We start from the raw sequence: 25522 nt of genomic DNA on the forward strand, positions 1-25522 counted from the left end.
GGCCGTCGCGGGTCAGGAACCCTGGTTGCCCTTGCCGTTGCCGTTGTCCTCGTCGACGATCTCGGCGTCGACCACGTCGGCGTCCTCGGTGGAGGAGTCGGCGTTCTCGGAACCGGGCTGGGCGGCGTCCTCACCCTGCTGGCCCTGGCTGTAGATCGCGGAACCGATCTTCTGGCTGGCCAGCGCGACCTTCTCGCTCGCGGAGCGGATGGCCTCGGTGTCGGTGCCCTCCAGAGCGGTCTTCAGCTCGGCGACGGCGGTCTCGGTCTCGGAGCGGACGTCCGCCGGGATCTTGTCCTCGTTGTCCTTGATGACCTTCTCGGTCTGGTAGACGAGGGACTCGGCGTTGTTGCGGACCTCGGCCTCCTCGCGGCGCTTGCGGTCCTCCTCGGCGTACTGCTCGGCGTCACGGACCATCTGGTCGATGTCGTCCTTGGACATGGCCGAACCACCGGAGATGGTGACGGACTGCTCCTTGCCGGTGCCCAGGTCCTTCGCGGTGACGCTGACGATGCCGTTGGCGTCGATGTCGAAGGCGACCTCGATCTGCGGGACGCCGCGCGGCGCCGGGGGCAGACCGGTCAGGTCGAAGACGCCCAGCTTCTTGTTGTACTGGGCGATGTCACGCTCGCCCTGGTACACCTGGATCTGCACGGACGGCTGGTTGTCGTCGGCCGTCGTGAAGATCTCGGAGCGCTTGGTCGGGATGGTCGTGTTGCGCTCGATGAGCTTGGTGAACACGCCGCCCTTGGTCTCGATGCCCAGGGAGAGCGGGGTGACGTCCAGCAGCAGGACGTCCTTGACCTCGCCCTTGAGCACACCGGCCTGGAGCGCGGCGCCGATGGCCACGACCTCGTCCGGGTTGACGCCCTTGTTGGGGTCCTGGCCGCCGGTCATCTCCTTGACCAGCTCCGCGATGGCGGGCATACGGGTCGAGCCACCGACCAGAACGACGTGGTGGATCTGGTCCAGGCTGATCCCGGCGTCCTTGATGACCTGCTGGAACGGGGTCTTGGTCCGCTCGACCAGGTCGGAGGTCAGCCGCTGGAACTCGGCGCGGGTGAGCTTCTCGTCCAGGTGCAGCGGGCCCTCGGCCGAGGCCGTGATGTAGGGCAGGTTGATCTGCGTCTCGCTGGAGCTGGAGAGCTCGATCTTCGCCTTCTCGGCGGCCTCGCGCAGGCGCTGGAGCGCCATCTTGTCCTTGGCCAGGTCGACGCCGTTGGAGTTCTTGAACTTCTCCACCAGCCAGTCGACGATCGCCTGGTCCCAGTCGTCGCCGCCGAGGTGGTTGTCGCCGTTGGTCGCCTTGACCTCCACGACGCCGTCACCGACCTCCAGGAGGGAGACGTCGAAGGTGCCGCCACCGAGGTCGTAGACGAGGATCGTCGCCTCGTCCTCCTTCTCCAGGTGGTAGGCGAGCGCGGCCGAGGTCGGCTCGTTGATGATGCGCAGGACGTTCAGGCCCGCGATCGTGCCGGCCTCCTTGGTGGCCTGGCGCTGCGAGTCGCTGAAGTACGCCGGGACGGTGATGACCGCGTCGGTCACGTCCTCGCCCAGGTAGGCCTCGGCGTCGCGCTTGAGCTTCTGGAGGATGAAGGCGCTGATCTGCTGCGGGTTGAACGTCTTGTCGTCGATCTGCACCGACCAGTCGGTGCCGATGTGACGCTTCACCGAGCGGATGGTCCGGTCGACGTTGGTGACGGCCTGACGCTTGGCCACCTCGCCGACGAGCACCTCACCGTTCTTGGCGAAGGCCACGACCGAAGGGGTGGTGCGGGAGCCCTCGGCGTTGGTGATGACCGTCGGCTCGCCACCCTCAAGGACCGCGACACACGAGTTCGTCGTACCGAGGTCGATTCCGACCGCACGTGCCATGGTTGTTTCCTCCGTCAAAGTTGAGTCGTTCAGGCGTAAGTTTGCTTCGTCGGGTTGGGGCTGTCAAGTCAGTTGAGTCGACCCCACTCAAGTTACTTCCTACGACCTGACAACGGGTGGCCTCGCGGGGATGTTCCCGACCTGGGGTGATTTCACGAGGGGAGTGGGTGAACCCCGGGACAACTCGGGGACATCCTTGACCTGGAAACCAGGGGCGCCGGGGGTGTCTCGGGGTCGCCCTCCGGGGTGTGTCGCGCGGTCGGGTGTCGCGACACGGCCGCGGTCCGGTCCGGGGCCGGGTGGCCCGCGCCGTGCCCCCGGTCCGCTTTGATAGGAGTGCGCGGTGTGTTCGGGGAGGCTCGGGCGCACCCGCGTGAGGGAGGTCGCGTCGCGACTGGCTACGGTGGCACCCGCCGCCGCGTGGTTGGGCTCCGGGCCGGTGGCCGCCGTGCTATTACTCGCTAGTAACATCAATAGGACCACCGGTGTGTGGCGCACCGGGTGACAGAAGCAGGATGGGAGGCCACGGACGATGCATCCTCTGTACTTGACGCTGGGCATCATCACCTCGGTCTTCGCCGTGGCCGCGCTTGCCACGTTCGCTCTGGGCAGTTACCAGATCTGGCGAACCGTGAGTGTGGGCCGAGCGGTGGAGCCGGAGCGCACGGAGTCGCTGGGCAAGCGGCTCACGATGACGCTCATCGAGATCCTCGGACACACGAGGATGCTCAAGCGGCCGTGGGTCGGTGTGGCCCACTGGTTCGTGATGGTCTCGTTCCCGCTGCTGTTCTTCACGGTCGTCGAGGCCCAGGGCGAGGTCTTCGACCCGCACTTCAAGCTGCCGGTCATCTACGACTGGACGGTCTTCGGCCTGGCGATCGAGTTCATCGCCGCGACCAGCCTCGCGGGCATCGTGGGTCTGACGATCTACCGTCTGCTGAACGGCCCCCACCGCAAGGGACGGGACTCCCGCTTCTACAACTCCAAGACGTGGACCGCGTACTACGTCGAGGCCTATCTGTGGGGCCTGCTGATCTCGATCTTCGTGATCCGCGGCCTCAAGGTCGCCATCGGTGACTTCCCCTTCCCGGCCTGGGCCACCCCGATCTCCCACGCCGTCGGCACGATCCTGCCGAGCGACGCGGCCGTGGCCGAGCCCGCCATCGCTCTGGTCGCCGCGTTCAAGCTGATCATCAGCTACCTGTTCTTCGTGGTCCTGTTCTTCAACCTCACCATGGGTATCGGCTGGCACCGCTTCGTCGCGCCGTTCAACATCTTCTTCAAGCGCAACGCGGACGGCACCCCGACCCTCGGTGCCGCCAAGCAGATGATGGACGCCTCCGGAAAGAAGCCCCTCGACTTCGAGGAGGCCGACCCGGACGAGGACCCGTTCGGCGCGGGCAAGCTGGAGGACTTCACCTGGAAGGGCCTCCTCGACTTCACCAGCTGCACCGAGTGCGGCCGCTGCCAGTCCCAGTGCCCCGCCTGGAACACCGGCAAGCCCCTCTCCCCGAAGAAGGTCATCCTCGACCTCCAGAAGCACACCTACGAGAAGGCCCCGTACCTCCTCAAGGGCATCACCGAGGAGACCCTCGCGGAGGCTCCCGACGAGAGCCACGCGGGCGTCGACGTCCTCGCCCTCCTCAACAAGCCGCTGGTCGGCACCGAGGAGGAGGGTGGCGTCATCCACCCCGACGAGCTGTGGTCCTGCACCAACTGCGGTGCGTGCGTGGAGCAGTGCCCGGTCGACATCGAGCACATCGACCACATCCTGGACATGCGCCGCTACCAGGTCATGGTCGAGTCCAACTTCCCGTCCGAGGCCAACACCCTGCTCAAGAACCTTGAGAACAAGGGCAACCCCTGGGGTATGGCCGAGGACCGGCGCATGGACTGGATCGAGGAGCTCGCCTCCCAGGAGAACCCGGTCGAGGTCCCGGTCGTCGAGGACAAGCTCCCCGAGGGCACGGAGTACCTGTTCTGGGTCGGCTGCGCCGGTGCCCTGGAGGACCGCGCGAAGAAGACCACGAAGGCCATCGCGGAGCTGCTGGACATCGCGGGCGTGAAGTTCGCCGTCCTGGGCGGCATGGAGGCCTGCACCGGTGACCCGGCGCGCCGCCTCGGCATGGAGTACGTCTTCCAGATGCTGGCCCAGCAGAACGTGGAGACGCTCAACGAGGCCGGGGTCACGAAGATCGTGGCCAGCTGCCCGCACTGCTTCAACACGCTGGCCAAGGAGTACCCGCAGCTCGGTGGGACCTACGAGGTCATCCACCACAGCCAGCTGCTGGCCAAGCTGGTCGAGGAGGGGCAGCTCACCCCGGTGAACTCGATCGACGAGAACATCACCTACCACGACCCGTGCTTCCTGGGCCGCCACAACAAGGTGTACACGCCCCCGCGCGACATCATGGCGCAGGTGCCCGGCGTCAAGACGCAGGAGATGCACCGCCACAAGGAGCGCGGCTTCTGCTGCGGCGCCGGCGGCGCCCGCATGTGGATGGAGGAGCGGATCGGCAAGCGCATCAACACCGAGCGTGTCGACGAGGCGCTGACCACCAACCCGGACACCGTCTCCACCGCGTGCCCGTTCTGCCAGGTCATGCTCGGTGACGCGATCAACGAGAAGAAGTCGGCGGGCGAGGCCAAGGAGTCGCTGGAGGTCGTCGACGTCTCCCAGCTGCTGCTCCGTTCGGTCAAGGGTGACAACCCGGCCGCGGGCGGCGAGGAGAAGGAGACCGCCGACGCCTAGCGTCCTTCCCGCGCCGGGGTGAGTCCCGGCGGGGTCGCGATCCGCGTTCGAGGGGGCGGGGTGCCACGAGCACCCCGCCCCCTCTCGCGCGTCCGGGGGGCGGACCCTTGGCGATACGACCGTACCGATACGCGGGCTCCAAGGCGGCGGTCATGTGCCAGAATGACGGTGTGCCGAAGGTCGTAGACAGGGAAACCCGACGGGGCCGGGTCGCTGAGGCGATCCACCGCATCGCCGCCCGGGAGGGGCTTGAGGGCGTCAGCGTCCGGGTGGTCGCCGCCGAGGCGGGGCTGTCCGCCGGGGCGGTGCAGCGGGAGTTCGCCACCAAGGACGAACTGCTGCACTTCGCGCTGCGCGCCTCCGTCGATGAGGTGACCGCCCGCTTCGGCCGGTTCCGGGTCGGGCCGGAGAGGCTCACCGTCGCTGAGGGCCTGCGGCTGGTGCTCCTGGACCTGTTGCCCACCGACGGGCGGCGCTGGGCCCAGACACGGATCTGGGCCGCCTACTACGCCCGCGCGGCGGTGGACCCGGTGTTCGCCGGAGTGCTGGCCGAGCTGGACGCCCAGGCCAGGGCGAACCTGCGCGCCGTCCTGGAGTACGCCCGGGACCAGGGGGAACTCGCCTCCGGGCAGGATCCGGAGGCTGCGGCGGAGCTGCTGATGGTGCTCGTGGACGGCCTGTGGCTCACCTGTGCCCGCCTGCCGGAGGGCGCCGACCTGGCCCCTCAGCGCGCGGCGGTCGAGTCGGCGGTCCGCCTGGTCACCGGCTGAGCCGGGACGACCTTCCGGGACTGCGGCGGAGCCCGGAGGCCAACTGTTCGCGTCTCGAACGGGCCGGGACCGAAACGGTCTGTGCACGATTGGTGTCCTTGGTCCCGGAAGGCGGTTCGGAGGGGGATCGTTCCTTCGGGGGTGGCCCTGACCAGTGTCTTTCTCCGGGTGAAGGAATTCCGTGGAGATGTCGGCACGCCATTTCCCCGACCGGGGATCGGCCCCGTGGATCGCATTTCCCTGGGGTGGCGAGCATGCCTGTCCTGCCTGATCAGCGGGGGCGCTGGGCGTAGGGCCGCCGATGTCATTCGCACCGGCGTTCGGTCTGCGCCCAACGCGGAGATGGCACCCCCGGGACGATGTTTCCCAAGAAGAAGGCAACCAATACTCGGGAGTTCGGAATCCCGGCGCCGGGAATTGCCACATTCCACGGACGCGCCCGATCGGAGTCGTGTAGAACGTTGGTGACCGCCGGGGGGCCGCGCCCGACATCGTGTCGACGGGCGCGGCCCCGGCCGGTGGCGTCGGCCGCGTCCGTAGGTGAGTTGTCGAAGGGGCACGTACGGGCACGGCCGTGTTCCCGTGGCCCGGCGGAGGGGGCCGGACCAAGGGGACGGAACGCGGACGGGGCCCCGGGATGACATTTGTCAGCGACGGGGGCGGATGAAGTGTCATCAGTGACGGGTGACAGCGACGTCTGTCAGCCGGGGCCCGGTTCGCGGGACTCTGGGGCCATGACGACGACAGAGCACACCGGACCGGCCGCCGCCACCCAGGACCCCACGTCGACCACGGGTCCCTCCGTGGTCGTCAGCGACCTCCACCAGCGCTACGGCGACTTCGAGGCGGTCAGGGGGGTCTCCTTCGAGATCCGCCCCGGTGAGCTCTTCGCCCTGCTCGGCACCAACGGCGCGGGGAAGACCACCACCATCGAGACGCTGGAGGGCTTCCGCCGACCCAGCTCCGGAACGGTCCGCGTCTTCGGGCAGGACCCCTTCGGCCAGCCCGCCGGGGTGCGGGAGCGGGTCAACGCCGTCCTCCAGGGCAGCGGGCTCATGGAGGACCTGAGCGTCGACGAGAGCCTCAGGCTCACCAGCGACCTCGCCGCCTCGCCCCGGGACGTCGAGGAGATCCTCCAGCTGATCGACCTCACCGACAAGCGCGCACTCCGCGTCCGCCAGCTCTCCGGCGGGCAGAAGCGCCGCCTGGACCTGGGCTCGGCGCTGCTCACCCGGCCCGAGGTCCTCTACCTCGACGAACCCACGACCGGCATGGACCCCGAGGCGCGGCACGAGACCTGGCGGATCATCAACGACCTCAAGGAGAGCGGGGTGGCGGTCCTGCTCACCACGCACTACCTGGAGGAGGCGGAGCGCCTCGCGGACCGGCTCGCCATCATGCACCGGGGCGAGATCCGGGTGGAGGGCACCCTGTCCGGGGTGCTCGCGGGCTGGGGCGACCGGGTCAGCTTCCTGCTCCCCGGCGACGTGCGCACCTCCGACCTGCCCGACGTGGCCGGAGCCTCGATCGAGGTGGAGACCCGGGACCAGGAGCTGTGGGCCACCTACACGGTCACGGGCGGGGACGTGGCCGAGCGCGCCCACCGCGCCGTCGCCGCGCTGGTCGCGTGGTCCGCCGAACAGGGGGTCGTCCTCCAGCACCTCCAGGTGCGCGGCGCCTCCCTGGAAGACGTCTTCCTCCAGGTCGCGGACGGCGCCGCCGACCTCCTCACCTGAGGAAGCAGGCCGGGCACGCCGCCCGACCCGGACGGCACCCGCCCTCGCGAACCCACCCCGTCACCGGGACCACGCGCCGCAGCGCGACCCCGGCACCAGAACCAGGAGAGACTCCATGAGCACGACCACCACCCGGCCCCCGGCCCGTGCGGCCGAACGGACCGCGCCCGGCACCCTGAAGCGGACCCTGCGCCTGGCCCGCACCGAGTTCACCCTCTTCGTGCGGTACAAGACCGCGCTGATGTACCTGGTGCTGCCGCTGGTCCTCTTCGCGCCGATGCTGTCGACGCCCAGCGCGCCGGCCTTCGGGGGCTTCACCACCCACGAACTGGCGCTGGCGTCGGCCGTCATCGGTATCGGTCTGATGCTGGGGATCGGGCACCCCTCGAACGTTTTCGCCGCGCGCCGTGAGTCGCTGGTCCTCAAGCGGCTCCGGGTGAGCGGGATCCCGCAGACGGCGATCTTCGGCGGCGTGACGGTGGTCGTCGTCCTGTTCTCCCTGGCGATGACCGCCCTGGTCCTCGGCGCGGTCGCCGCCTTCGGGGGCAACCTGCCCGCCGACCCCGTGATGCTGGTGGTCGCGGTGCTGCTGAGCTCCGTCGCGATGACCCTCGTGGGCTTGCTGATCACGCCGCTGGTGCGCAGCGCTGAGTCGGCGCAGATGTTCTCGGTGGTCCCCATGATGGGGCTCCTGATCACCGGTGGGGTGTTCCTTCCACTCGAACTGATGCCCGAGCCCGTCCGCATGGTCGCGCAGGTCCTTCCGGTCGCCCCGGCCGCCGAGATGGCGCAGGCCGCCTTCACCGGCTACGACGTGTTCGGCGGGTACGAGGCCGCGGAGGCGGTGGGCGCCGCCGCCCTGTGGGGCAGCGCTCTGCCGTCGATCGGCGTGATGCTGGCCTGGATCGTGGTGCTGTCGCTGCTGGTCCGCCGCTACTTCAAGTGGGACCCGCGCCAGCCCTAGGTCGTGTTTTTTGGATCATTCCGCGCTCGCGTCCACCAGGCTGCCTCTCGCTGCGCCGATGAAGCTCGGACAGCCAAACCCGGGCTGACCTTCGCTCCACGGCTTGCGAGAGATTGCCTGGACGGCCGCTCGCATCGATGGCGGCTCCGCCGTCACCGGCGAAAGCATCCAAAAAACACTCCCTAGGGCTGGCACCGGAGGGGCGGAGCCGGGCGGCCGGGACGGGGCCTCCCGGCTCCGCCGTGCCGGGAGCCGACGGAGGATCCGGCCTGTGGACAACGGCTCCGGGGGGTCGCTCCGGCCTTACGTTGGAAGCAGGTACGGGGGACGCGGGGAGGCGGACGTGGTGGAGCGGAGCGGGCGCGTGGCGCCCGTGGCGGTGCCGGGATCCGGGGCCGCCACGGCGGCCACGGGCCGTGGCGCGGAGGCGCACGGACCACCGGGGATGAGCGCGGGGTTCGCCCGGAGGATCCGCCGGGCCCGGCTGTACTGCCTGTTCAGCATGGCCGCGTTCCCCTTCCTGGTTCCCTTCTGGGCTGGGACCGGACTCCTGGTGGACCTCGTCTACGCCCAGGACATGCTCGGAGGCCAGCCCACGTACGTCCTGGTGCTCGCCGTGGCCCGGACCGTCGTCCTGTTCGTCGCCTCCGTGCTGTGCGCGCTGGCGATGTTCCGGATGATCCGGGACCGGTTGGACGGCAGACACCGGCCGGACCGGAACCTGTTCCGGAACACCGTCGCCCTGCTCGCGGTCCTGTGCCTCTTCCTCTGGCACACCACGAGCGTTCTCGCCGTCTGCGCCTCGGCCGGGGTGCTGTTCGCCTTCCTGACCTCGCGGAGGGGGCTGCTGCGCCTCTCGGCCGGGGCCGTCGTGGTGGTGGCGGTGAGCGCGCTGATCAGCCCGATCAGGATGCCGCTGCTGCCGGGCCCGGACGACCCGCCGGGGTTCCCGGGGTTCTCCTCCAGTCTCGTGGGCCACAGCCTGTTCATGCTCGTCTGGGCGGGCTTCCTGTGGCTCGGCTGCCTCTACACGGTCTGGCTGTGGGACGGCATCCGGCAGGTGACCGAGGGCCAGCAGGCCCGCGCGCGGCTGGCGGTGGACGGTGAGCGGCTCCGCTTCACCAACGAGATCCGGGAGCTGCTCCGGCACCGGCTCGACGCCCTGCGCATCGGAGCCGGGCACGCGGGGAGGAACGTCCGGAGCGACCCGGAGACGGCGAAGCGGGAGATCGGCCAGGTCCACGAGCTGGCACGGGCCACGCTGAGACAGGTGCGCTCGGTGGTCCGCGGGTACCGGGACATCGATCTGGACGCGGAGGTGGGCTCGGTCCGCGCGGTCCTGGAGGCCAACGGGACCACCACGACGGTCTCCGGGCTGGCCGACCCGCACCTTCCGGCGGACACGTCGGCCCTGGCCGCGTGGGTGGTGCGGGAGGGCGGGACCAACGTCCTGCGGCACAGCCGCGCCCAGCGTTGCCGGATCGTCTTCACGGTGGTGCCCGGGGCGGGCCACGGGGAGCTGGTCGTGGAACTGGCCAACGACCGGGCACGGGAGGCCGTCCCGGACGGGGTGGGGTCCGACAGCGGGCTGGCCGGGCTCGCCGAGCGGATCGCCGGGGTCGGCGGAACGTTGACCGCGTCCCGGACGGACGACGGCGGTTTCCTCCTCCGGGCGGCTCTGCCCCTGACGGAGCCGGTCCCCGAGTCGACCGGAAGCGGCCGGAACGGGACGGGCCCGCCCCAGCCTGCGGTCGCCGCCGGGCCGGTGCCGGTGCCGGTCGTCCCCGAGGACTCCGGAACGGACGGGCCGCCGTCCCCCGAGGACGACCCGGACCTGCTCAGCGACGTGGCCAACGACCGGCGGGTACGCCTCTCCCGACGCATCATCATGGGCCTGATCGGGTTCAACAGCCTGCTGATCGTGGGGCTGGCCCTCGTGGACCTGCCCCTGAGCTCCGAGTACGGTCTGCCGCTCTGGACCTCCGTGGTCGGCGCGCTCCTCGCGGTGGTGGTCGCCTGCCTGCTCCTCCGGCTGCTCCAGGAGCGGATCGACGGCAACCGGCGGCCCAGCCCGAGGCTGTGGTGGACCTCCGTGGCCCTGCTCCTGCTGAGCGCGGTCTTCCTGAACAACCCGCCCATCGTGCTGATCATGATCGGTGCCTGGTGGGGCACCGGGATCTTCTTCACCACCCGCTGGCCCGGGGCACTGGTCAGCGCCCTGCTGCTGCTCTCCCCCCTCCCGCTGATCCCGACCTTCGGCCCCTTCTTCGAACCGAACGGAATCAACCCCCTCGTCTACGGACTGCTCTGGTACGGCGCGGTGCTCGTGGCCTTCACCTTCGCCTTCAGCACCTTCGGCACCATCTGGCTGTGGGACATCAGCCGTGAGGCGGTGGCCGGGCAGCGGGCCAGCGCCCAGCTGGCGGTCACCCAGGAGCGGCTCCGCTTCGCGCGGGACATGCACGACCTGCTGGGGCACAGCCTCTCCGCGCTGGCCGTCAAGGCCCAGCTGGCCGGACGGCTCGTGGACCGCGCCCCGGACCGCGCCGTCACCGAGATGGCCGAGGTCCAGGGGCTGGCCGGTCAGGCGCTCCAGCAGATGCGGTCCGCGGTGAGCGGTGACCGGGAGGTCGATCTGGAGGGTGAGGTCGCGGCGGTCGGCGCGGTCCTGGAGTCGGGCGGTACCCGGACCGTCGTCACCGGTCTCGAAGGACTGGAGCTCCCGCCGAAGGCCGCCGGGCTGGCCGCCTGGGTGGTCCGCGAGGGCGGCACGAACGTGATGCGGCACAGCGACGCGGAGGAGTGCCAGATCAGCTTCCGGCTCACCCGGGACGGAGCGAACGTGTCGAGGGGCCTGGTGGTGGAGGTGCACAACGACACAGCGAAGGACGAGGCAGTCGGGGGAAGCGACGGCAACGGACTGGCGGGGCTCTCCGAGCGGGTCGCCCTGGCTGGCGGGAGCCTGTCCAGGGCCAGGACCAGGGACGGCGGCTTCCTGCTCCGCGCCGTGATCCCGTTCTGACCGCCGCCCCTGTTCCGCGGCGCCCTGGACCGGGGCGCCGCGGAACGTCCGGGGAGCCGTGGGGTCAGACGGTGCCCAGGGTGTCGAAGGCGGCGTCGATCCCGGCCGTGGCCTCCTCGCCGCCGCTGGTGTTGAGGCCGAGCATGAACGCGCCCCGGTCGTCGGTCACCTGGATCACCAGGAACCGCCCGTAGCCGTTCCCGTCGGAGGCGTCGCCCAGGGTGGCACCGAAGGCGGGGCGCTCGCCCAGGGTGGTCTCCTCGGAGCGTTCGATCCGCAGGTCCGCGCCCCCGGCGACCAGTTCCCCGGCCATCTCCGTGGCCAGGGACAACCCGGTGGCCGCGATGGGCTCCAGGGGGCCGAGCTCCTCGGTGCCGGTGACGATCATGGCGTCCGGATCGTCCTCGGAGCCGAACACGGTGTACGAGGAGTACTCCGCCGGAACCTGGTCGTCTCCGAGCCGGGCCCACCCCTCACCGGGCAGGACGTAGGCCAGCCCCGACCTGGAGTCCGTGACGGTTCCCTCGTCGCCGGGCGGGGGACCCGACCCCGTGGTCGGTTCCGTCTCCTCCGCCGTGTCGTCCGAGGCGGCGTCGTCCTGGGTCCCCGTGCCGCTTCCGTTGGACAGGAACCAACCGATGCCTCCGGCCGTGACCAGGAGGAACAGGAAGGTCACCACGAGCGCGACGGTGAGGGTGACACGGCGCGCGTTGTCGGGTTCGCCCACGACGCGGCGAGGATGGCGGTCCGCTGGGGCGCGTGGGTCCGAGCGCTCGTCCTCGCGCTCCGGCCTGTCGGGTCCTGCGTGCATCTCGGCTCCTGAGGGCTGCTGGCCGTTCTGTGGGCTGAGGGGCCCACTAGGGGAGTACCCAGTACGAGTCGACGCGGAGCGGGACGAACGTGGCCGGATCAGGCCGATTCCGGACGGTTCGGTTTCCGAAACGGAGGCGGGTGGTTCCGTGGGGGCGGGTGTGACTTCAGAGGTGCCAGGCGCGCCAGGGCACGAAGTGCGGCAGGACCACGTCACACAGCGGATGCGACGCCGAGGCGCCGTTCGGGACCTCGCCGTGGACGGGGAGGACGAAGGTGGGCGGGCGGTGGCCGTCACGGGCCGGGGGCACCGATCCCGCATACCTGGTTTCGGACGGCGTCTCCGGGGCGGACCCGCCGCGCGGCCGCTTCGTCCTGCTGGGAGCGGGGATCCTGGAGGCGTGGGCTCCGTGCCGGGACCCTCCGTCCGGCGCGGCGGTTTCGGACGCCGAGACCGGGGGGTTCTCGCCGTCGGCGGTCTCTCCGACGCCGTTGCCTCCGGAGGGGGCCACGGCCTCGCTGGCCAGGGGAGTCCTGGTCAGGCCCAGCGCGCGGTCGATCTCGGCGGGACTGAGCTGGCGGTCGGTGTCGGCCACCGCGATGAGGACCTCCGCGTACAGCTCGATCTCGTCCAACGCGACGTGGTCGTGGAGCCGGTCGTCCACACCCAGGCCGTTCACCACCACTCACCTCCCGGGGGCACCCGTTGTCGCAGGACAGGACGGCCGCCCCGCGCGTCGGGGCGATGCGGGCGCGGCGCGACGGAACCGATCCCACAAGGAGAGAGGACTTCCAGGTTAGGGCCGTCGGGCCCCGGAGCGCATGACTCTTGTGGGCCAGTGACGGGATCATCCGGGTTAGCCAGTGGCCCACATCCCCTTGGGGGGAGGGAAAGCGGGTCCTCCCCCATGCGAACCACGGACGACCGCCGATCCGTCGCCTCCCCGCACACGGAACGGGGCCCGGTACGCGGAGCCCCCGCGCACCGGGGTCCACCGCGTGTCGGCGCCGCCCGGGAGGTCAGCGCCAGATGACGTCCTGGTGCTGGACGGCGTAGGCGGCGTAGGCGGTGGGAGTGTGCTCCAGCACGAGGCGGTCGTCGTCGTTCAGTTCCCGGACGACCTTGCCGGGGACCCCGGCCCAGAGGGTGTCCGGCGGGACGACCTTGCCCGGCGCGACCAGCGACCCGGCGGCGACCAGCGCGCCCCGGCCGACCCGCGCGCCGCCCAGCACGATCGCGCCGATGCCGATCAGCGCACCCTCCTCGACGACGGCGCCGTGCACCATCGCCTTGTGCCCGAGACTCACGTCGTCGTGCAGGACGGCGGGCTGGCCCGGGTCGGAGTGGAGCCCGCACTGGTCCTGGATGTTGACCCGCTCACCGACCACGATGTCCTCGGTGTCGGCGCGCAGGACCGATCCGTACCAGACGCTGCTCTCGGCGCCCAGGCGGACGCGTCCCACCACCACGGCTCCGGGGGCGATCCAGGCTGTGGGATGGATCTCCGGTTCACCGAAGGGAGCACCGCCGATCCTCGCCTCCGGGCGCGGCTCCATCACGGGTCCGTCGGTCGCGCTGTCCATGCGTGGGTCCTCTCGCTGGGGGTCCCCTGGGGTCGGAGGGTAGGAAGTTGACCGCTACGCCCCCGTACGGGGATGATCGCGCATACCTTAGTAAGAACGTGACCAGGGTCCGCACGGCGATGTACCCGTCACGGCTCTTGACGCCGTGGCGCAGCACGTGCCTACCTTGGTCGTTTGGACGGTGCCCACGGCGTCACGCTCCGCTCTCGGCCGGTGCCCCTCATCGTGCCGAGCCGGAGCTCGACGGGGGCATCCGCGGGCGAGCCAGACCGAACGGTCCGACGGGTGCTCCGGCGTCACATGGGTACGGGGCGACTCTCACCATCTCTCACCATCTGCGACGTGCAGCAACGGTGTATAAGGACATGAAAGGCACATGAGCGATATGTTGCCGGGCGGCGGACTGCAACAAGACCGGTTCCCGACGGTGCGCAAGGGCGGCTACGACAAGGCGCACGTCGACGACTACTACGTCCGAATGGACAATCAGTTCAAGGACCTCCGTGAGCGTCTCCAGCGCATGGACGACGAACTGGAGCAGTACAAGCGCGACCTCGCGATCGCCCGCGAGAAGGCCCAGGTCAAGCCTGAGCACGAGCAGATCAGCGAGCGCATGGCGGAGATCCTCCGCATCGCCGAGGAGGAGGCCAAGGAGCGTCGCTCCCGGGTCGAGACCGAGGTGAAGGAGGCCCAGAAGAAGGCCCAGGAGGAGGTCGCCAAGCACCGCAAGGACTCCGAGGAGCACGCCGAGCGGATCGTCTCCGCCGCGCGCTCCGAGGCGAACGAGATGGTGGGCGGGGCCAAGAAGGAGGCCGACCAGCTCCGTGAGCAGGCCAAGCAGGAGGGCGACCGCCGCCTGAGCGAGGCCGAGGCCCGCGCCAAGAAGATCCACGACACGGCCGACCGTCGTCTGGCCACGCTGACGGCCACGCACGCCGAGGCGCTGCGCCGCCTGAAGGACATGCACTCCACGCTGGCCGACCTGGTCACGGCCGAGGACAAGGCCGGTGCCCTGGAGACCGGCCTGTCCCGCGAGGAGACAGCGCCCGCTCCGGCCGAGGCCCCCAAGGGCCAGCAGAACCCGGGCCAGCAGAACCCCGGCCAGCAGAACCCGGTGCGGCCCAAGCCTGCGGTCAAGCCGGAGAACCGGGCCCCCGAGAACAAGGCCGCCGAGAACAAGGCCGCCGAGGCCAAGGCTCCCGAGGCCAAGACTCCGGAGGCCAAGGCCCCCGAGGCTCCCAAGCCCGCCGCCCAGCCGGAGCACAAGGAGGAGGCCACCACCAAGCTTCCCCCGCTCCAGCAGGAACCGGACCAGGCCACCGTGCGCATCGCGCCGCTCCCGAAGCCCGAGCAGGGGCAGGGGCAGCAGGACGCTCCCAAGCCCGAGGCGCAGCAGGCCCCCAGGCAGGACGAGGGCAAGGGCGGTGAGCCCAGGGCGGTCGCTCCACAGCCCCCGCAGGGTGCCCGCTTCGACGCTCCGGCCCCGGGGCAGCCCTACCAGCAGCCGAGCGGTCCGCAGCAGGCTCCGGCGGCTCCGCCCGCGGAGGCGGCCGGGGGTGACCCGGGGATCACCGGCGTGTACCGTCGGCCCGAGGGCGGGCAGCAGCAGCCGCCCGCGAACGACGAGGGCGTGCGGATCATCCGCAAGCCCTGACACGGCGCCGGACCGGCGTCCGGTGGGTGTGTCACGAGGGCGGGACCGGCCAGTCCCGCCCTTGGTGTTTTGTGGTCAGTTGTAGGGTGACGTCCGCCTTGTCGCAGGCTGTCGGCTACGATGCCGACAGCCATGATTATCCGCGCGGCCATACGGTCCGACCTCGGTGCGATCCTGCGTCTCCTGCGCGAACTCGGTGACACCACCCACACGCAGAGCGCTCATGTTCGCATGTCCTCCGCCGCCGTACGCGCCTGGACCCGTATGGAGAACGACCCCGACCGCACCGTGCTGGTGGCGGAGCGCCGGGGCCAGATCATCGGGACCCTGGACCTGCTGGTGGTGGCCAACCTGACCCATGACGCCCAGCCTTGGGCGGTGGTGGACAACCTCGTCGTCGATCCCGACACCAGACTCCAGGGCATCGGCCGGGCGCTCATGGAGGACGCGGTGGACCGCGCCGCGCACGCGAGCTGCTACAAGATCGAGCTGCTCTCGCACGAGAGCCGCCAGGGGGCGCACCTCTTCTACGCCGCCCTGGGCTTCGACACCTCCGCCGCGGGTTTCCGCCGCTACCTCTGAGCCCCGGCGCCGCCTTCGGCCCGTGACCCCGGCCCGCTACTTCTCCGCGGCGTCCGCGCTCCGGGCCCGCTTGGGCCCGCCGCCGCGCAGCGGCACGCCCTTCATGAACGAGACCGCGATCAGGCCGAGCGCGGCGATGGGGATCCCGGCCACGAACACCCCCTGCATCGCGTGGTCGAAGGCGCCCACGACCACGTCGCGCACGGGGCCGGGCAGCGAGTGCACCAGCTCCGGTGAGCCCTGCGCGGACTCGGCGGCCTGCTCCAGCCCCACCGTCAGTTCACGGGCGCCCGAGTCGGTGCCGTTGGCGGTGTCCACAACGAGCGCCTCCTGCGCGGCGGTCGCGGCCGTGGCGAGTTCCGCGTTGAGGCGGCTCACCATGACGGCGCCGAAGGCGGCGACGCCCATGGCCCCGCCCAGGTTGCGGAAGAAGGTGACGGAGGCGGTTCCCGAGGCCATGTCCCGCACCGGCAGCGAGCTCTGGGTGGCCAGCAGCAGGATCTGCATGTTGAGGCCGAACCCGAGGCCCACCAGCATCTGTCCCACGACCACCGTGGTCAGCCCGGTGTCGAACTGGGTCAGGCTCAGAACGACGAACCCGACCACGCACAGCACCATGCCGACGACGGGGTAGGCCTTCCACCGGCCGGTCCCGCTGATCGCGAAGCCGGAGCCGATCGAGGTGAGCAGGAACGAGGCCACCAGCGGCAGGGTCATCAGACCGGAGACGGTCGGGGTCATGCCGTGCACCATCTGGAGGAACTGCGGCATGTAGATGATGAGGCCGAACATCATCATGCCCACGGTGACCGAGCCAGCCGAGGCCAGCACGAAGGTGCGGTCGCGGAACAGGCGGGTGGGGATGATCGGCTCCTTGGCGCGGCGCTCGACCAGGACGGCGGCGACGGTCAGCAGCACCGAGGCGGCGCCCATGGCGTACGCGGGGGCGGAGTTCCACGGGATCTGCGTGCCGCCCAGGCTGAGCAGGACGATCACCGTGCTGGCGGCGCTGAAGATGAGCCCCGCGCCCAGCCAGTCCACGGTGGGCCGGTGGCGCGGTGTGAACGGCATGCGGAACATGAACTGGATGACGCCGAAGGCCACCACGGCGAGCGGGACGGTGATGAGGAAGCACCAGCGCCAGCCGAGGGGGCTGTCCACCAGGAATCCGCCGACCAGCGGTCCGAGCACGGTCGAGACGCCGAACACCATGCCGATCAGGCCGCTGTAGCGGCCGCGCTCACGGGGCGAGACGACGTCGCCGAGGATGATGTTGGGCAGTGTGGCCAGGCCGCCGACCCCGAGGCCCTGGAGCGCCCGGGCGGCGATCAGCCAGTTGATGTCCTGCGCGAACCCCGCCGCGAGCGAGGCGACGATGAAGACGCCGAGGGCGATCTGGAAGAGGAGCTTGCGCCCCCAGATGTCCGAGAGCTTGCCCCACACGGGGGTGGAGGCGGTCATGGTCAGCAGGGCCGCGGTCGCCACCCAGGCCAGCCGGTCCTGCCCGCCGAGCTCGCCCATGATCGTGGGCAGCGCGGTGCCGATGATCGAGTTGGTGAGCATCGAGGTGAGCATCGCCAGCACCAGGCCGACCATGATCCGCCGCACGACCTGGCGCGGGGGGTACTCGGTCGCGGGTTCGGGCAGGGGGCGGGGGGCCGTGAGGTCCTGGGGGGCGGTTCCGGGGGAGGAGCCCCGTGCGGTGGATGTCCCTTGCACTGACTGTTCCATGAGGCCCCCGATTCCGGACGCACGAAAGCCCCACGGCAAGCACACCGGGGGCAAGCATCCACGTCAGGTATATGTAAACGCTGTTGACCTGTCAAATCGGTATCTCTCCGACGCTTCCGGTATGCGTGGGGTGTACCCAGGTGTCAACCTGGAGTACTGAAAGCCAGAATCACGGCCACCAAGGGGTGTGCAGATGGAGCGTCCGGAACAGACCGGAACCGGTGCGGAGGCGCCGACGCGTGGCCGTGAGGCGACCCGGGAGCGCATTCTCGCCAGCGCCAAGACACTGTTCACCAGTGAGGGGTACGGCGCGGTCTCCTCGCGCAAGATCGCCTCGCACGCGGGGGTGAACGTCGCGCTCATCAACCGCTACTTCGGCTCCAAGGCCGGTCTCCTGACCGAGATCCTGCGTGAGGACGGCGTCTTTCCCCGGCTCATCGAGGAGGGTGCCCCCGAGGACCTGACGGTGCGCCTGGCGGAGCACTCCGTCGGCCGCCTGCACGGCGAGGGCACCCCGTTGCAGCTGTCGCTGGACGACTCCGCCGGTGACCCCGACCTCCAGGCGGTCTACCAGGGGCGTCTCAAGAGCGCGCTGATCGATCCCCTCGCCGTCTACCTGGGCGGACCGGACGCGCGCGTGCACGCGTCGCTGGTGGCCGCCGTCCTGCTGGGGGTGGGCCGGGTGCGCCGCGTGGAGGGGGCGGGCGCGCTGCGGGCGCACGACCGCGAACAGCTCAAGGAGCGGGTCCTGGCCCTGCTGGAGCTGTGCCTGAAGGACTTCGGTGAACCGGAGCCCGAGGGTTCCTGAGGCGGCCGGTCCCAGGCCGCGCCTCTGACGCGCCCCGCCCCTCCCAGGCAGAGGAGGGGCGGGGGCGTTCCCGGGCCGTGAGGCCCGGGAGTCCCCGCCCTAGGTCGTGTTTTTTGGATCATTCCGCGCTCGCGACCACCAGGCTGCCTCTCACTGCGCCGATGAAGCTCGGACAGCCAAACCCGGGCTGACCTTCACTCATCGTCTTGCGAGAGATTGCCGGGCCCCCGCTGTGCGAGGCTGCGGAGCTTGCGTAGCAGTGCACAGTAGGGGCGACGGCCGCTCGCATCGATGGCGGCTCCGCCGCCACCGGCGAAAGCATCCAAAAAACACTCCCTAGAGCGGGAAGGCGGTGGCGGCGACGCCGACCGCGACGACCGGCAGGATGAACGCCCAGTACTGCATCGGCACGAAGAAGAGCGTGTGCGCGTTGCGGTGCTCGACGGGCTGCCCGGTGGCCGGGTGGAAGCTCTGTTTGGGGGCGTTCAGCTTCCGGCCGACGAAGTGGACGGCGACCGCGGCGAGGACACAGCCGACGGCACCGCCCAGGCCGGACGCCTGGGGACCCATGAGGTGCCCGGCGATGACGCCGCAGGGTACGGCGATGGCCGCAGCGATGAGTAGGACCAGAATGCCCCAGCCGCGCCAGATGATCATGTTTCTTCGTCCTTTGGTGTCACCGGGGGGATTTGCGGACGGTCGGTGGGATTCATGTGAAGGGGGCTGAGTTCTGTGGTTTATGTGAAATTACGGCCCGGCTTCTCCACCCCTTTCACGGGACTCCTTTGCCGGTTCGGCAAGGGAACTCGCTTCACCGCGTCCGGCTGAGCAGAGTTGGGGGCGGAGGTGGTCGACATGGCCGACGAGTACGGTTCCCTGTCCGAGGAGATGGACGAGGAGTTCTGGAACGAGCGGTACCGCTCCAGCGAGCGGATCTGGAGCGGGCGGCCCAACCGGCACCTGGTCAGCGAGATCGAGGGGGTCCGGCCCGGGCGGGCGCTGGACGTCGGCGCCGGTGAGGGCGCGGACGCCCTGTGGCTGGCCGCGCGCGGCTGGCGGGTGACCGCGGTCGACATCTCGTCGGTGGCGCTGGACCGCGCGGCGGCGCACGCGGTGGAGGCGGGCGCGGGGGTGGCGGAGCGGATCACCTGGCTGCGTGCGGACGTGACCCGGTGGGCCCCGCCGTCCCCCCAGTACGAGCTGGTCACGGTCCAGTTCATGCACCTGTACCCGAACGCCCGGGCGCTGCTGTTCGCGGACCTGGCGGCCGCGGTGGCGCCCGGCGGGGAACTCCTGGTGGTGGCCCACCACCCCAGCGATCTGGAGGCGGGGGTGCCGCGTCCGCCGTACCCGGAGCTGTTCTACGAGGGTGACGCGGTGACCGCCGCGCTCATGGAGGGGGAGTGGGACGTGCTCGTCAACGAGGCGCGTCCCTCCGAGCAGGTTCTGGACGGGACCATCTACACCGTCCACGACCTCGTGGTGCGGGCGCGCCGTCGGGCCTAGGGGCGCTCGCTCGGGCCGACCGGGCCGTGCGGGGTCCCGCGGGGGGACCGGCCGCCCCCGGGGAGCCGATGTCGGGGGCGGCCGGTCGGCCTGGTGCGTACCCGGGGCGCCCGCCGGGGCTTCGGCCCTCGGGGCGGGTGGCCGGGACGCGATCGGGACACGACCGGGAAGCGGCCCGAGGCGGGCCGGTCAGTCGCGGAGCTTGGCGACGACGTCGATCTCGACCAGGATGTTGGCCAGGTCCGATCCCACCGTGGTGCGGACCGGGTAGGGGGCGGTGAAGTGCTCTTCGTAGACCGCGTTGAACTCCGGGAAGTCCGCCTTGAGGTTCTCCAGGTGGACCGTGGACTTGACGACGTCGTCCAGCGTCAGGCCGTGCTCCGCGAGCACGGCGGCGACGTTGGCCAGCACCTGCGCGGTCTGCTCGCCCACGGTCGGCGCCACCCGGCCGGTCGCGGGGTCCTGCGGGCCGAACCCGGCCGTGTACAGGAAGCCGCCCGCCACGACGCCCTGGCTGTAGGCACCGGCGGGAACGGGGGCCTTGTCGGTCTGGACCGCCTTCTTGGACATGCGTCTCCTTCGGTCGGGTCTCGCGTGCTCCCGTGCGCGCCGGGGATCGTGCGGTCACGCGGGCGGCCCGCGAGCACATTTATTGGCAACAAAGTTACCAATTATCTTTCCTGAAGCGTATCTTGGGCCACACCGACCCTCCGACGGCGGAACCGCCGAACGGGGGTCGGGGACCCCGAACGGAGGAACAGTGCAGCCCGAGACCGTACTCGCCGGAGGTCGGGTGATCGACGGCACCGGCGGGCCCTCCCGCCACGCAGATCTCGTCCTGCGCGACGGCCGCGTCAGCCACATCGTCCCACCCGGGAGCGCCAGGACCACCGGTGAGGTCGTCGACGTGTCCGGCCTCGCCGTCTCCCCGGGGTTCGTGGACATGCACGCCCACTCCGACCTCGCCCTGCTCGCCGACCCCGCCCACGAGGCCAAGGTCCTCCAGGGCGTCACCCTGGAGGTGCTCGGTCAGGACGGGCTCGGCTACGCGCCCGTCACCGACGCCACCGCCGAACCCATCCGCGAACAGATCGCCGCGTGGAACGGGACCCCCGAACTCGACTACTCCTGGCGCGGGGTCGGTGAGTACCTGGACCTGATCGACCGCGGCTCCCCCACCAACGCCGCCTACCTCGTCCCCCAGGGCAACGTCCGCATGGCGGTCCTGGGCAACGACGACCGCCCCGCCACCGGTGCCGAGATCGACCGCATGCGCGCGATGGTCGCCCGGGGCATGGCCGAGGGCGCGCACGGACTCTCCGTCGGGCTCACCTACACCCCCGGCATGTACGCCAGCGACGACGAGATCGTCGCCCTCCTCGAACCCGTCCGCGCGGCGGGCGGCTACTACTGCCCCCACCACCGCAACTACGGTTCGCGCGTGGTGGAGTCCTACCAGGCGTGCCTGGAGGTGGCCCGCCGCGCCCACGTGCCCCTCCACCTCGCGCACTGCCACGTGAACTTCCCGCAGAACCGGGGCCGCGCCCCCGAGGTGCTCGACGCCATCGACGAGGCCACCGTCCGCTACGGCCTGGACGTCACCCTCGACACCTACCCCTACCGGGCCAGCGCCACCTACCTCGCCGCCCCGCTGCCCTCCTGGGCCCAGGAGGGCGGGACCGCCGCCACCCTCGCCCGCCTGCGCGACCCCGCCACCCGGACCCGCGTCCTGCGGGAGATCGAGGAGGCGGGCACGGACGGCAACCACGGCGTCCCCATGGACTGGACCACCCTCGTGGTCACCGGGACCGCCGACCCCGCGCTGTCCTGGGCGGTGGGCTCCTCCGTCTCGGACCTCGCCAGGGACCGCGACGAGGCGCCGGGGAAGGTGTTCGTCGACCTCCTCATCGCGGACGAGCTCCGCAGCGGATGCCTCCTCCAGGTCGGCAACGAGGAGAACATCCGCACGATCATGCGCCACGGCGCGCACACGGCGGGCAGCGACGGCATCCTCGTCGGAGAACGGCCCCACCCGCGCGGTTGGGGCACCTTCCCCCGCTACCTCGGCCACTACGTGCGCGAGCTCGGCCTGCTCAGCCTGGAGGAGTGCGTCCGCCACCTCACCTCACGGCCCGCCCAGCGGCTCGGCCTCGCGGAACGGGGGGTCATCCAGGTCGGCGCCGTCGCTGACCTGGCCGTGTTCGACCCCGACACCGTCAACTCACCCGCCACCTACGAGGAGCCCCGTCAGACCCCCGTGGGGATCGAGCACGTCATGATCGCCGGGGAGTTCACCGTCCGGGACGGGCGCCGCACCGACCGCCTCCCCGGCCGATCCGTTCGGAGGAACGCCCGATGACCCGGATCGACGCGGTGTGCGTGGGGGAGACCATGGCGGTGCTCACCTCACCCGAGGCCCTGGCCGAGGGAGCCCGTCTGACGGTGGGCACCGGCGGCGCCGAGTCCAACGTGGCGATGGCCCTGGCCCGGCTCGGCCACCGCTCGGCCTGGGTCAGCCGGGTGGGCGCGGACCCCTTCGGGCGGATGGTCACCGACGCCGTCGCCCGCTGCGGCGTGGACGTGCGCGGTGTCGAGGTGGACCCGGACCTCCCCACGGGCCTGTACGTGAAGGACACGGCTCCGGGCGGGGCGGGGGTCCTGTACTACAGAAGGGGCTCGGCGGCCTCGATGATGTCCGTGGCGGACGGCGAGAAGGTGTGGTCCCGGGGTCCCCGGCTGGTGCACCTGTCCGGGATCACCCCCGCGCTGTCCTCGCGGGCCGCCGCGCTGGTCCGGGACCTCCTCGACCGGCGGTCCGGCAACGGCGCGCTGCGCTGCTTCGACGTCAACCACAGGCCCGCCCTCTGGGACGCCCGCGAGGCCGGGCCGGTGCTGCTGGACCTCGCCCGCCGCGCCGACGTGGTGTTCGTCGGCCGTGACGAGGCCGAACGCCTGTGGGGCACCCCCGCCGTGGAGGACGTCCGGGCGGTCCTCCCGGAGGTGCCGACCCTGGTGGTCAAGGACTCCGGGCGGGGGGCGACGAGCTTCGACGGGGCGGACACGGTGTTCGTGCCCGCCCCGCCGGTGGACGTGGTGGAGGAGGTCGGCGCCGGTGACGCCTTCGCCGCCGGTTTCCTGTCGGGCCTGCTCGACGGCCTCACACCGGAGCGGCGGTTGAGCCTGGGGCACGCCGCGGCGGGCGAGGTGCTGCGCTCCCGCGGGGACACCCTCGACCGGGTCCCGGACGGGGTCCCCGGCATCCGCGCCGACGGCTAGCCGATGACGATGGCCCCGGCCAGGACCGGGGTGCCGAAGCGGACGGAGCCCTGACCGGAGGCGAGGCTGCGGCTGCCCTGACAGCTGGTGCCGGCGAAGAGCGCGAACCGGGACTCGCCCTCGATCTCGACCACCCCGCCCTGGCCGGTCTCCAGGACACGGCAGCCGCCGTTCTCCACGTTCTGCTCGTGGCCGGACTCGAAGGTGACCCGCACCGGGGCGGTCTCCTCCTTGCTGGCCATCCCGGAGATCGCTCCGGCGATGGTCGCGGACATGGTGGCGAGGTTGGCAGGGCGGATCGGCACGGGATTCCCCTTTTCACCGGGCTCGCGCGAGCCCTTGAGGCACAGGTACTGGAGACGCGGACGGGCACCGAAGGGCGCTGCCGAGTGCGGAGATGGTTACTCTGTGTCATTTAGCTACAGGATCACGCGAAAGGTGGGGAGCCACGGCGGAGTGTCGGCGGATTTCTCCACAGGGTGGACGGTGCCTTCGTCGCGCTGGTGAGGGCTTGGGTACGATGGTGCCAACGGACGGGAAGGGAGGGCGCGCGTGCAGTACCTGCTGCCCTTCTTCGAATTCCTCGCCCTCGGCTTCCTCCCCGCCGACCTCCCGCTCCCCGGTGTGGAGGGCGCCGCCCTGACCCTGCTGGTCGTGGCGGTCGGTGCGGCCCTGACCTGGCTGGCCCTGCGCGGCACGGCCCTGTGGCCGGTGGGCGACACCGCCACCGGCACGGCGCACGCGATGCGCCGAAGAGCCAGGAAGCTCCCCGTCCTCACCCTGTGCGACCCCGACGCGGCGGGCAGACCGCGTCCCCGAGCCCCCGGCGCGGCCCTTCCGGCCGCTCGCTGACCCACGCCCTGACGCGCCCTTGCGCGCGCTCCGCCGTGGCTCGGCTCCGAGCGGCCTGACGTCTGAACATTCCACCCAGACGAAGGGTCCCGACCTTGTACACCTTCGGGCCGATCGCGGCCGTCATCAGCATGCTCTCGGCGGTTCTCTCCGCCCTCACCTCCACCCTCACCCCGCTCGCCGGGGCCCTGGCCGCGGGGCTGGCGATCGTCGGTCTGACCGTCGCCGTGCGCCTCCTGCTCCTGCCCCTGGGGGTGGCCCAGGTGCGCGCGGAGAAGCAGCGCGCCCGGATCGCGCCCCGGCTCGCGGAGATCACCAAACGCCACGGGAAGAACCCCGAGCGGATGCTCGCGGAACAGCGCAAGGTCTACACGGAGGCGGGCACCTCGCCGCTGGCGGGCTGCCTGCCGGGCCTCGTGCAGATCCCGCTGGTCGTGGCCCTGTACGGGCTGTTCATCGGAGCCGGACCGGGGGAGGAGCCGCTGCTCGCCCACACCTTCGGCGGGATCGAGCTGGGCTCCACGCTGGTCACCAGCGTCGAGGGGTCCCTCGTCCCCCCGGTCTTCGCCGCGCTGCTGGTGCTCCTGGCCGTGGTGGCCTGGGCCAACCGCCGCTACGTGGTGCTGCCGATGATGAGGGAGAACCCCGCGCAGCCCCCGATGCTCGCCGCGCTGTCCTACATGCAGTTCACGACCGTGGTCATCGCGGCGTTCGTGCCGCTGGCCGCCGGGATCTACCTGTTCGCCTCCACGACCTGGGCGCTCGCGGAGAAGGTGGTGCTGCGCAGGGTGCTCCCGGACTGATCGCCGCCGGGACCGTCCGCGGGCGTCAGAACTCGACGGTCACGCAGGCGAGGCGGTCCCCGGCGGTGCCCGCGTGCCCCTCGTGGGTGGAGGTGTGCTCGTCGTGCAGCACCAGGGAGTGCGCCTCGCCCTCGCGGAACTCCCAGTCCACCGTCGAGGTGATGAAGGCGTTGCCGTTGTCGTCGGTGGTCATGTCCAGCCAGACCTCGTTCTCGGGGTTGGCGTATTCGGGGTCGGCCGAGGGCTCGTCCTCCGTCGCCGCCGGGTCCACCTCGTTCTGGTAGTGCGGCCCGGCGTCGGCGGGGTCGTCACCGCACGGGCGGGTGTGCACGTGGGCGCCGAAGTCCCGGTCCGCCTCCAGGCCGGTCCCGGTGAACTGCACGAACGTGGAACCGTCCTGGACGCGGACCTGGACGTCCGCGGTGGCCCCCTCGGGGACCGCGGTCTCGTCGTAGGTGATCGCCCCGGCGCTCTCGCCCGGCGGGAGGAAGATCGACGCGGTCACGCTCGGGGAGGTGGTCGGCTGGACGGCGGGGTTCTCCGTGGCGGCCGCTCCGTCACTGGTGGAGGGCGCGCCCTGGGTGCACCCGGTGGCGAGAAGGGCGGTCAGGACCAGACCGACGGCGGGTGGCGTGGTGCGCATGTCGGGACTCCCCGGTGATCAGTGCTGTGGCTGTCCGCAACGTTACCCAAAGTGCATGTGGGATAACTACGAGTGCGGCAACTGTGGTGGGTGTCGGAGGGTCGGCGCCGCCCCCGTGAGGGCGCGACCGCGCGCCCGGCCCCCGCTGCGGGGG

The 25522-nt window shown here is 71.0% G+C and carries 22 protein-coding genes; 13 read left to right on the forward strand and 9 right to left on the reverse strand.

What is annotated here, in order from left to right; all coding sequences use genetic code 11:
* Nucleotides 1–12: 12 nt before the first annotated feature.
* The gene (gene dnaK, locus AC0VYM_RS02205; protein WP_475458369.1) at nucleotides 13–1875 is read right to left on the reverse strand and encodes a molecular chaperone DnaK; all 1863 of its coding nucleotides are present in this window, start codon (nucleotides 1873–1875) and stop codon (nucleotides 13–15) included.
* Between the two features lie 532 nt (nucleotides 1876–2407).
* Between dnaK and AC0VYM_RS02210 the strand changes: the two genes are divergently transcribed.
* The 5 genes from AC0VYM_RS02210 to AC0VYM_RS02230 all read left to right on the forward strand — a co-directional run bounded on the left by AC0VYM_RS02210 (nucleotide 2408) and on the right by AC0VYM_RS02230 (nucleotide 11119).
* Complete coding sequence (locus tag AC0VYM_RS02210) at nucleotides 2408–4627, forward strand: (Fe-S)-binding protein (RefSeq protein WP_475458371.1); 2220 nt, start codon at nucleotides 2408–2410, stop codon at nucleotides 4625–4627.
* 170 nt (nucleotides 4628–4797) lie between these two features.
* Nucleotides 4798–5397: a TetR/AcrR family transcriptional regulator gene (locus AC0VYM_RS02215; protein WP_475458373.1), complete on the forward strand. Its 600-nt coding sequence runs from the start codon at nucleotides 4798–4800 to the stop codon at nucleotides 5395–5397.
* 734 nt (nucleotides 5398–6131) lie between these two features.
* Entirely contained in the window at nucleotides 6132–7133 is a 1002-nt protein-coding gene (locus AC0VYM_RS02220) for an ABC transporter ATP-binding protein (protein WP_475458375.1), read from the forward strand.
* Between the two features lie 115 nt (nucleotides 7134–7248).
* Nucleotides 7249–8097 carry an ABC transporter permease gene (locus tag AC0VYM_RS02225; protein ID WP_475458378.1) on the forward strand — a complete coding sequence of 283 codons (849 nt, stop codon included), beginning with the start codon at nucleotides 7249–7251 and terminating at the stop codon, nucleotides 8095–8097.
* A gap of 343 nt (nucleotides 8098–8440) precedes the next feature.
* Nucleotides 8441–11119 carry a sensor histidine kinase gene (locus tag AC0VYM_RS02230; protein ID WP_475458380.1) on the forward strand — a complete coding sequence of 893 codons (2679 nt, stop codon included), beginning with the start codon at nucleotides 8441–8443 and terminating at the stop codon, nucleotides 11117–11119.
* A 64-nt stretch (nucleotides 11120–11183) separates the two neighbouring features.
* Here AC0VYM_RS02230 and AC0VYM_RS02235 read toward each other — a convergent pair whose 3' ends face one another.
* The 3 genes from AC0VYM_RS02235 to AC0VYM_RS02245 all read right to left on the reverse strand — a co-directional run bounded on the left by AC0VYM_RS02235 (nucleotide 11184) and on the right by AC0VYM_RS02245 (nucleotide 13513).
* Nucleotides 11184–11930, reverse strand: a complete 747-nt coding sequence (locus AC0VYM_RS02235; RefSeq protein WP_475458382.1) for a hypothetical protein — start codon at nucleotides 11928–11930, stop codon at nucleotides 11184–11186.
* Between the two features lie 166 nt (nucleotides 11931–12096).
* Nucleotides 12097–12609, reverse strand: a complete 513-nt coding sequence (locus AC0VYM_RS02240) for a hypothetical protein (protein ID WP_475458384.1) — start codon at nucleotides 12607–12609, stop codon at nucleotides 12097–12099.
* 340 nt (nucleotides 12610–12949) lie between these two features.
* Complete coding sequence (locus tag AC0VYM_RS02245) at nucleotides 12950–13513, reverse strand: gamma carbonic anhydrase family protein (RefSeq protein ID WP_475458386.1); 564 nt, start codon at nucleotides 13511–13513, stop codon at nucleotides 12950–12952.
* A 385-nt stretch (nucleotides 13514–13898) separates the two neighbouring features.
* Between AC0VYM_RS02245 and AC0VYM_RS02250 the strand changes: the two genes are divergently transcribed.
* Together AC0VYM_RS02250 and AC0VYM_RS02255 are read left to right on the forward strand one after the other, a co-directional pair.
* The gene (locus tag AC0VYM_RS02250; RefSeq protein WP_475462907.1) at nucleotides 13899–15167 is read left to right on the forward strand and encodes a cell division protein DivIVA; all 1269 of its coding nucleotides are present in this window, start codon (nucleotides 13899–13901) and stop codon (nucleotides 15165–15167) included.
* A gap of 132 nt (nucleotides 15168–15299) precedes the next feature.
* Nucleotides 15300–15749 carry an N-acetyltransferase family protein gene (locus AC0VYM_RS02255; protein WP_475458388.1) on the forward strand — a complete coding sequence of 150 codons (450 nt, stop codon included), beginning with the start codon at nucleotides 15300–15302 and terminating at the stop codon, nucleotides 15747–15749.
* Nucleotides 15750–15785: 36 nt separating this feature from the next.
* On the opposite strand, the gene AC0VYM_RS02260 is transcribed toward AC0VYM_RS02255, so the two are convergent.
* The gene (locus AC0VYM_RS02260) at nucleotides 15786–17480 is read right to left on the reverse strand and encodes an MDR family MFS transporter (protein WP_475458390.1); all 1695 of its coding nucleotides are present in this window, start codon (nucleotides 17478–17480) and stop codon (nucleotides 15786–15788) included.
* 193 nt (nucleotides 17481–17673) lie between these two features.
* On the opposite strand from AC0VYM_RS02260, the gene AC0VYM_RS02265 reads away from it, so the two are divergent.
* Nucleotides 17674–18288, forward strand: coding sequence for a TetR/AcrR family transcriptional regulator (locus tag AC0VYM_RS02265; RefSeq protein ID WP_475458392.1), 615 nt, complete (start codon nucleotides 17674–17676; stop codon nucleotides 18286–18288).
* A gap of 336 nt (nucleotides 18289–18624) precedes the next feature.
* On the opposite strand, the gene AC0VYM_RS02270 is transcribed toward AC0VYM_RS02265, so the two are convergent.
* Nucleotides 18625–18945, reverse strand: coding sequence for a hypothetical protein (locus AC0VYM_RS02270; RefSeq protein ID WP_475458394.1), 321 nt, complete (start codon nucleotides 18943–18945; stop codon nucleotides 18625–18627).
* 198 nt (nucleotides 18946–19143) lie between these two features.
* On the opposite strand from AC0VYM_RS02270, the gene AC0VYM_RS02275 reads away from it, so the two are divergent.
* Complete coding sequence (locus tag AC0VYM_RS02275; protein WP_475458396.1) at nucleotides 19144–19794, forward strand: class I SAM-dependent methyltransferase; 651 nt, start codon at nucleotides 19144–19146, stop codon at nucleotides 19792–19794.
* A 189-nt stretch (nucleotides 19795–19983) separates the two neighbouring features.
* Here AC0VYM_RS02275 and AC0VYM_RS02280 read toward each other — a convergent pair whose 3' ends face one another.
* Complete coding sequence (locus tag AC0VYM_RS02280; RefSeq protein ID WP_378738126.1) at nucleotides 19984–20364, reverse strand: RidA family protein; 381 nt, start codon at nucleotides 20362–20364, stop codon at nucleotides 19984–19986.
* A gap of 190 nt (nucleotides 20365–20554) precedes the next feature.
* Here AC0VYM_RS02280 and AC0VYM_RS02285 point away from each other — a divergent pair, with 190 nt between their 5' ends.
* Nucleotides 20555–22153 (forward strand): N-acyl-D-amino-acid deacylase family protein, encoded by a 1599-nt coding sequence (locus AC0VYM_RS02285; protein WP_475458398.1) that lies wholly within the window; start codon nucleotides 20555–20557, stop codon nucleotides 22151–22153.
* On the forward strand, nucleotides 22150–23070 hold the full coding sequence (locus AC0VYM_RS02290) for a sugar kinase (RefSeq protein WP_475458401.1): 921 nt from the start codon (nucleotides 22150–22152) through the stop codon (nucleotides 23068–23070). The genes AC0VYM_RS02285 and AC0VYM_RS02290 overlap by 4 nt, the downstream gene beginning before the upstream one ends.
* Here AC0VYM_RS02290 and AC0VYM_RS02295 read toward each other — a convergent pair.
* Nucleotides 23067–23375, reverse strand: coding sequence for a hypothetical protein (locus tag AC0VYM_RS02295; RefSeq protein WP_475458403.1), 309 nt, complete (start codon nucleotides 23373–23375; stop codon nucleotides 23067–23069). The two genes, AC0VYM_RS02290 and AC0VYM_RS02295, sit on opposite strands and share 4 nt — an antisense overlap.
* Nucleotides 23376–23622: 247 nt before the next feature.
* Here AC0VYM_RS02295 and AC0VYM_RS02300 point away from each other — a divergent pair, with 247 nt between their 5' ends.
* Complete coding sequence (locus AC0VYM_RS02300; protein ID WP_475458405.1) at nucleotides 23623–23922, forward strand: DUF6412 domain-containing protein; 300 nt, start codon at nucleotides 23623–23625, stop codon at nucleotides 23920–23922.
* Nucleotides 23923–24017: 95 nt separating this feature from the next.
* The gene (locus AC0VYM_RS02305) at nucleotides 24018–24725 is read left to right on the forward strand and encodes a YidC/Oxa1 family membrane protein insertase (RefSeq protein ID WP_475458407.1); all 708 of its coding nucleotides are present in this window, start codon (nucleotides 24018–24020) and stop codon (nucleotides 24723–24725) included.
* 25 nt (nucleotides 24726–24750) lie between these two features.
* On the opposite strand, the gene AC0VYM_RS02310 is transcribed toward AC0VYM_RS02305, so the two are convergent.
* The gene (locus AC0VYM_RS02310; RefSeq protein WP_475458409.1) at nucleotides 24751–25368 is read right to left on the reverse strand and encodes a superoxide dismutase family protein; all 618 of its coding nucleotides are present in this window, start codon (nucleotides 25366–25368) and stop codon (nucleotides 24751–24753) included.
* Nucleotides 25369–25522 lie beyond the last annotated feature (154 nt).

The organism is Nocardiopsis sp. iso_237 (assembly GCF_056173345.1).

Bases quoted from the DNA above. Each gene is read 5' to 3' on its own strand.
- dnaK (WP_475458369.1), bottom strand. From the start codon at position 1,875: ATGGCACGTGCGGTCGGAATCGACCTCGGTACGACGAACTCGTGTGTC.
- AC0VYM_RS02210 (WP_475458371.1), top strand. From the start codon at position 2,408: ATGCATCCTCTGTACTTGACGCTGGGCATCATCACCTCGGTCTTCGCC.
- AC0VYM_RS02220 (WP_475458375.1), top strand. From the start codon at position 6,132: ATGACGACGACAGAGCACACCGGACCGGCCGCCGCCACCCAGGACCCC.
- AC0VYM_RS02225 (WP_475458378.1), top strand. From the start codon at position 7,249: ATGAGCACGACCACCACCCGGCCCCCGGCCCGTGCGGCCGAACGGACC.
- AC0VYM_RS02235 (WP_475458382.1), bottom strand. From the start codon at position 11,930: ATGCACGCAGGACCCGACAGGCCGGAGCGCGAGGACGAGCGCTCGGAC.
- AC0VYM_RS02245 (WP_475458386.1), bottom strand. From the start codon at position 13,513: ATGGACAGCGCGACCGACGGACCCGTGATGGAGCCGCGCCCGGAGGCG.
- AC0VYM_RS02250 (WP_475462907.1), top strand. From the start codon at position 13,899: ATGTTGCCGGGCGGCGGACTGCAACAAGACCGGTTCCCGACGGTGCGC.
- AC0VYM_RS02255 (WP_475458388.1), top strand. From the start codon at position 15,300: ATGATTATCCGCGCGGCCATACGGTCCGACCTCGGTGCGATCCTGCGT.
- AC0VYM_RS02260 (WP_475458390.1), bottom strand. From the start codon at position 17,480: ATGGAACAGTCAGTGCAAGGGACATCCACCGCACGGGGCTCCTCCCCC.
- AC0VYM_RS02265 (WP_475458392.1), top strand. From the start codon at position 17,674: ATGGAGCGTCCGGAACAGACCGGAACCGGTGCGGAGGCGCCGACGCGT.
- AC0VYM_RS02270 (WP_475458394.1), bottom strand. From the start codon at position 18,945: ATGATCATCTGGCGCGGCTGGGGCATTCTGGTCCTACTCATCGCTGCG.
- AC0VYM_RS02275 (WP_475458396.1), top strand. From the start codon at position 19,144: ATGGCCGACGAGTACGGTTCCCTGTCCGAGGAGATGGACGAGGAGTTC.
- AC0VYM_RS02280 (WP_378738126.1), bottom strand. From the start codon at position 20,364: ATGTCCAAGAAGGCGGTCCAGACCGACAAGGCCCCCGTTCCCGCCGGT.
- AC0VYM_RS02290 (WP_475458401.1), top strand. From the start codon at position 22,150: ATGACCCGGATCGACGCGGTGTGCGTGGGGGAGACCATGGCGGTGCTC.
- AC0VYM_RS02310 (WP_475458409.1), bottom strand. From the start codon at position 25,368: ATGCGCACCACGCCACCCGCCGTCGGTCTGGTCCTGACCGCCCTTCTC.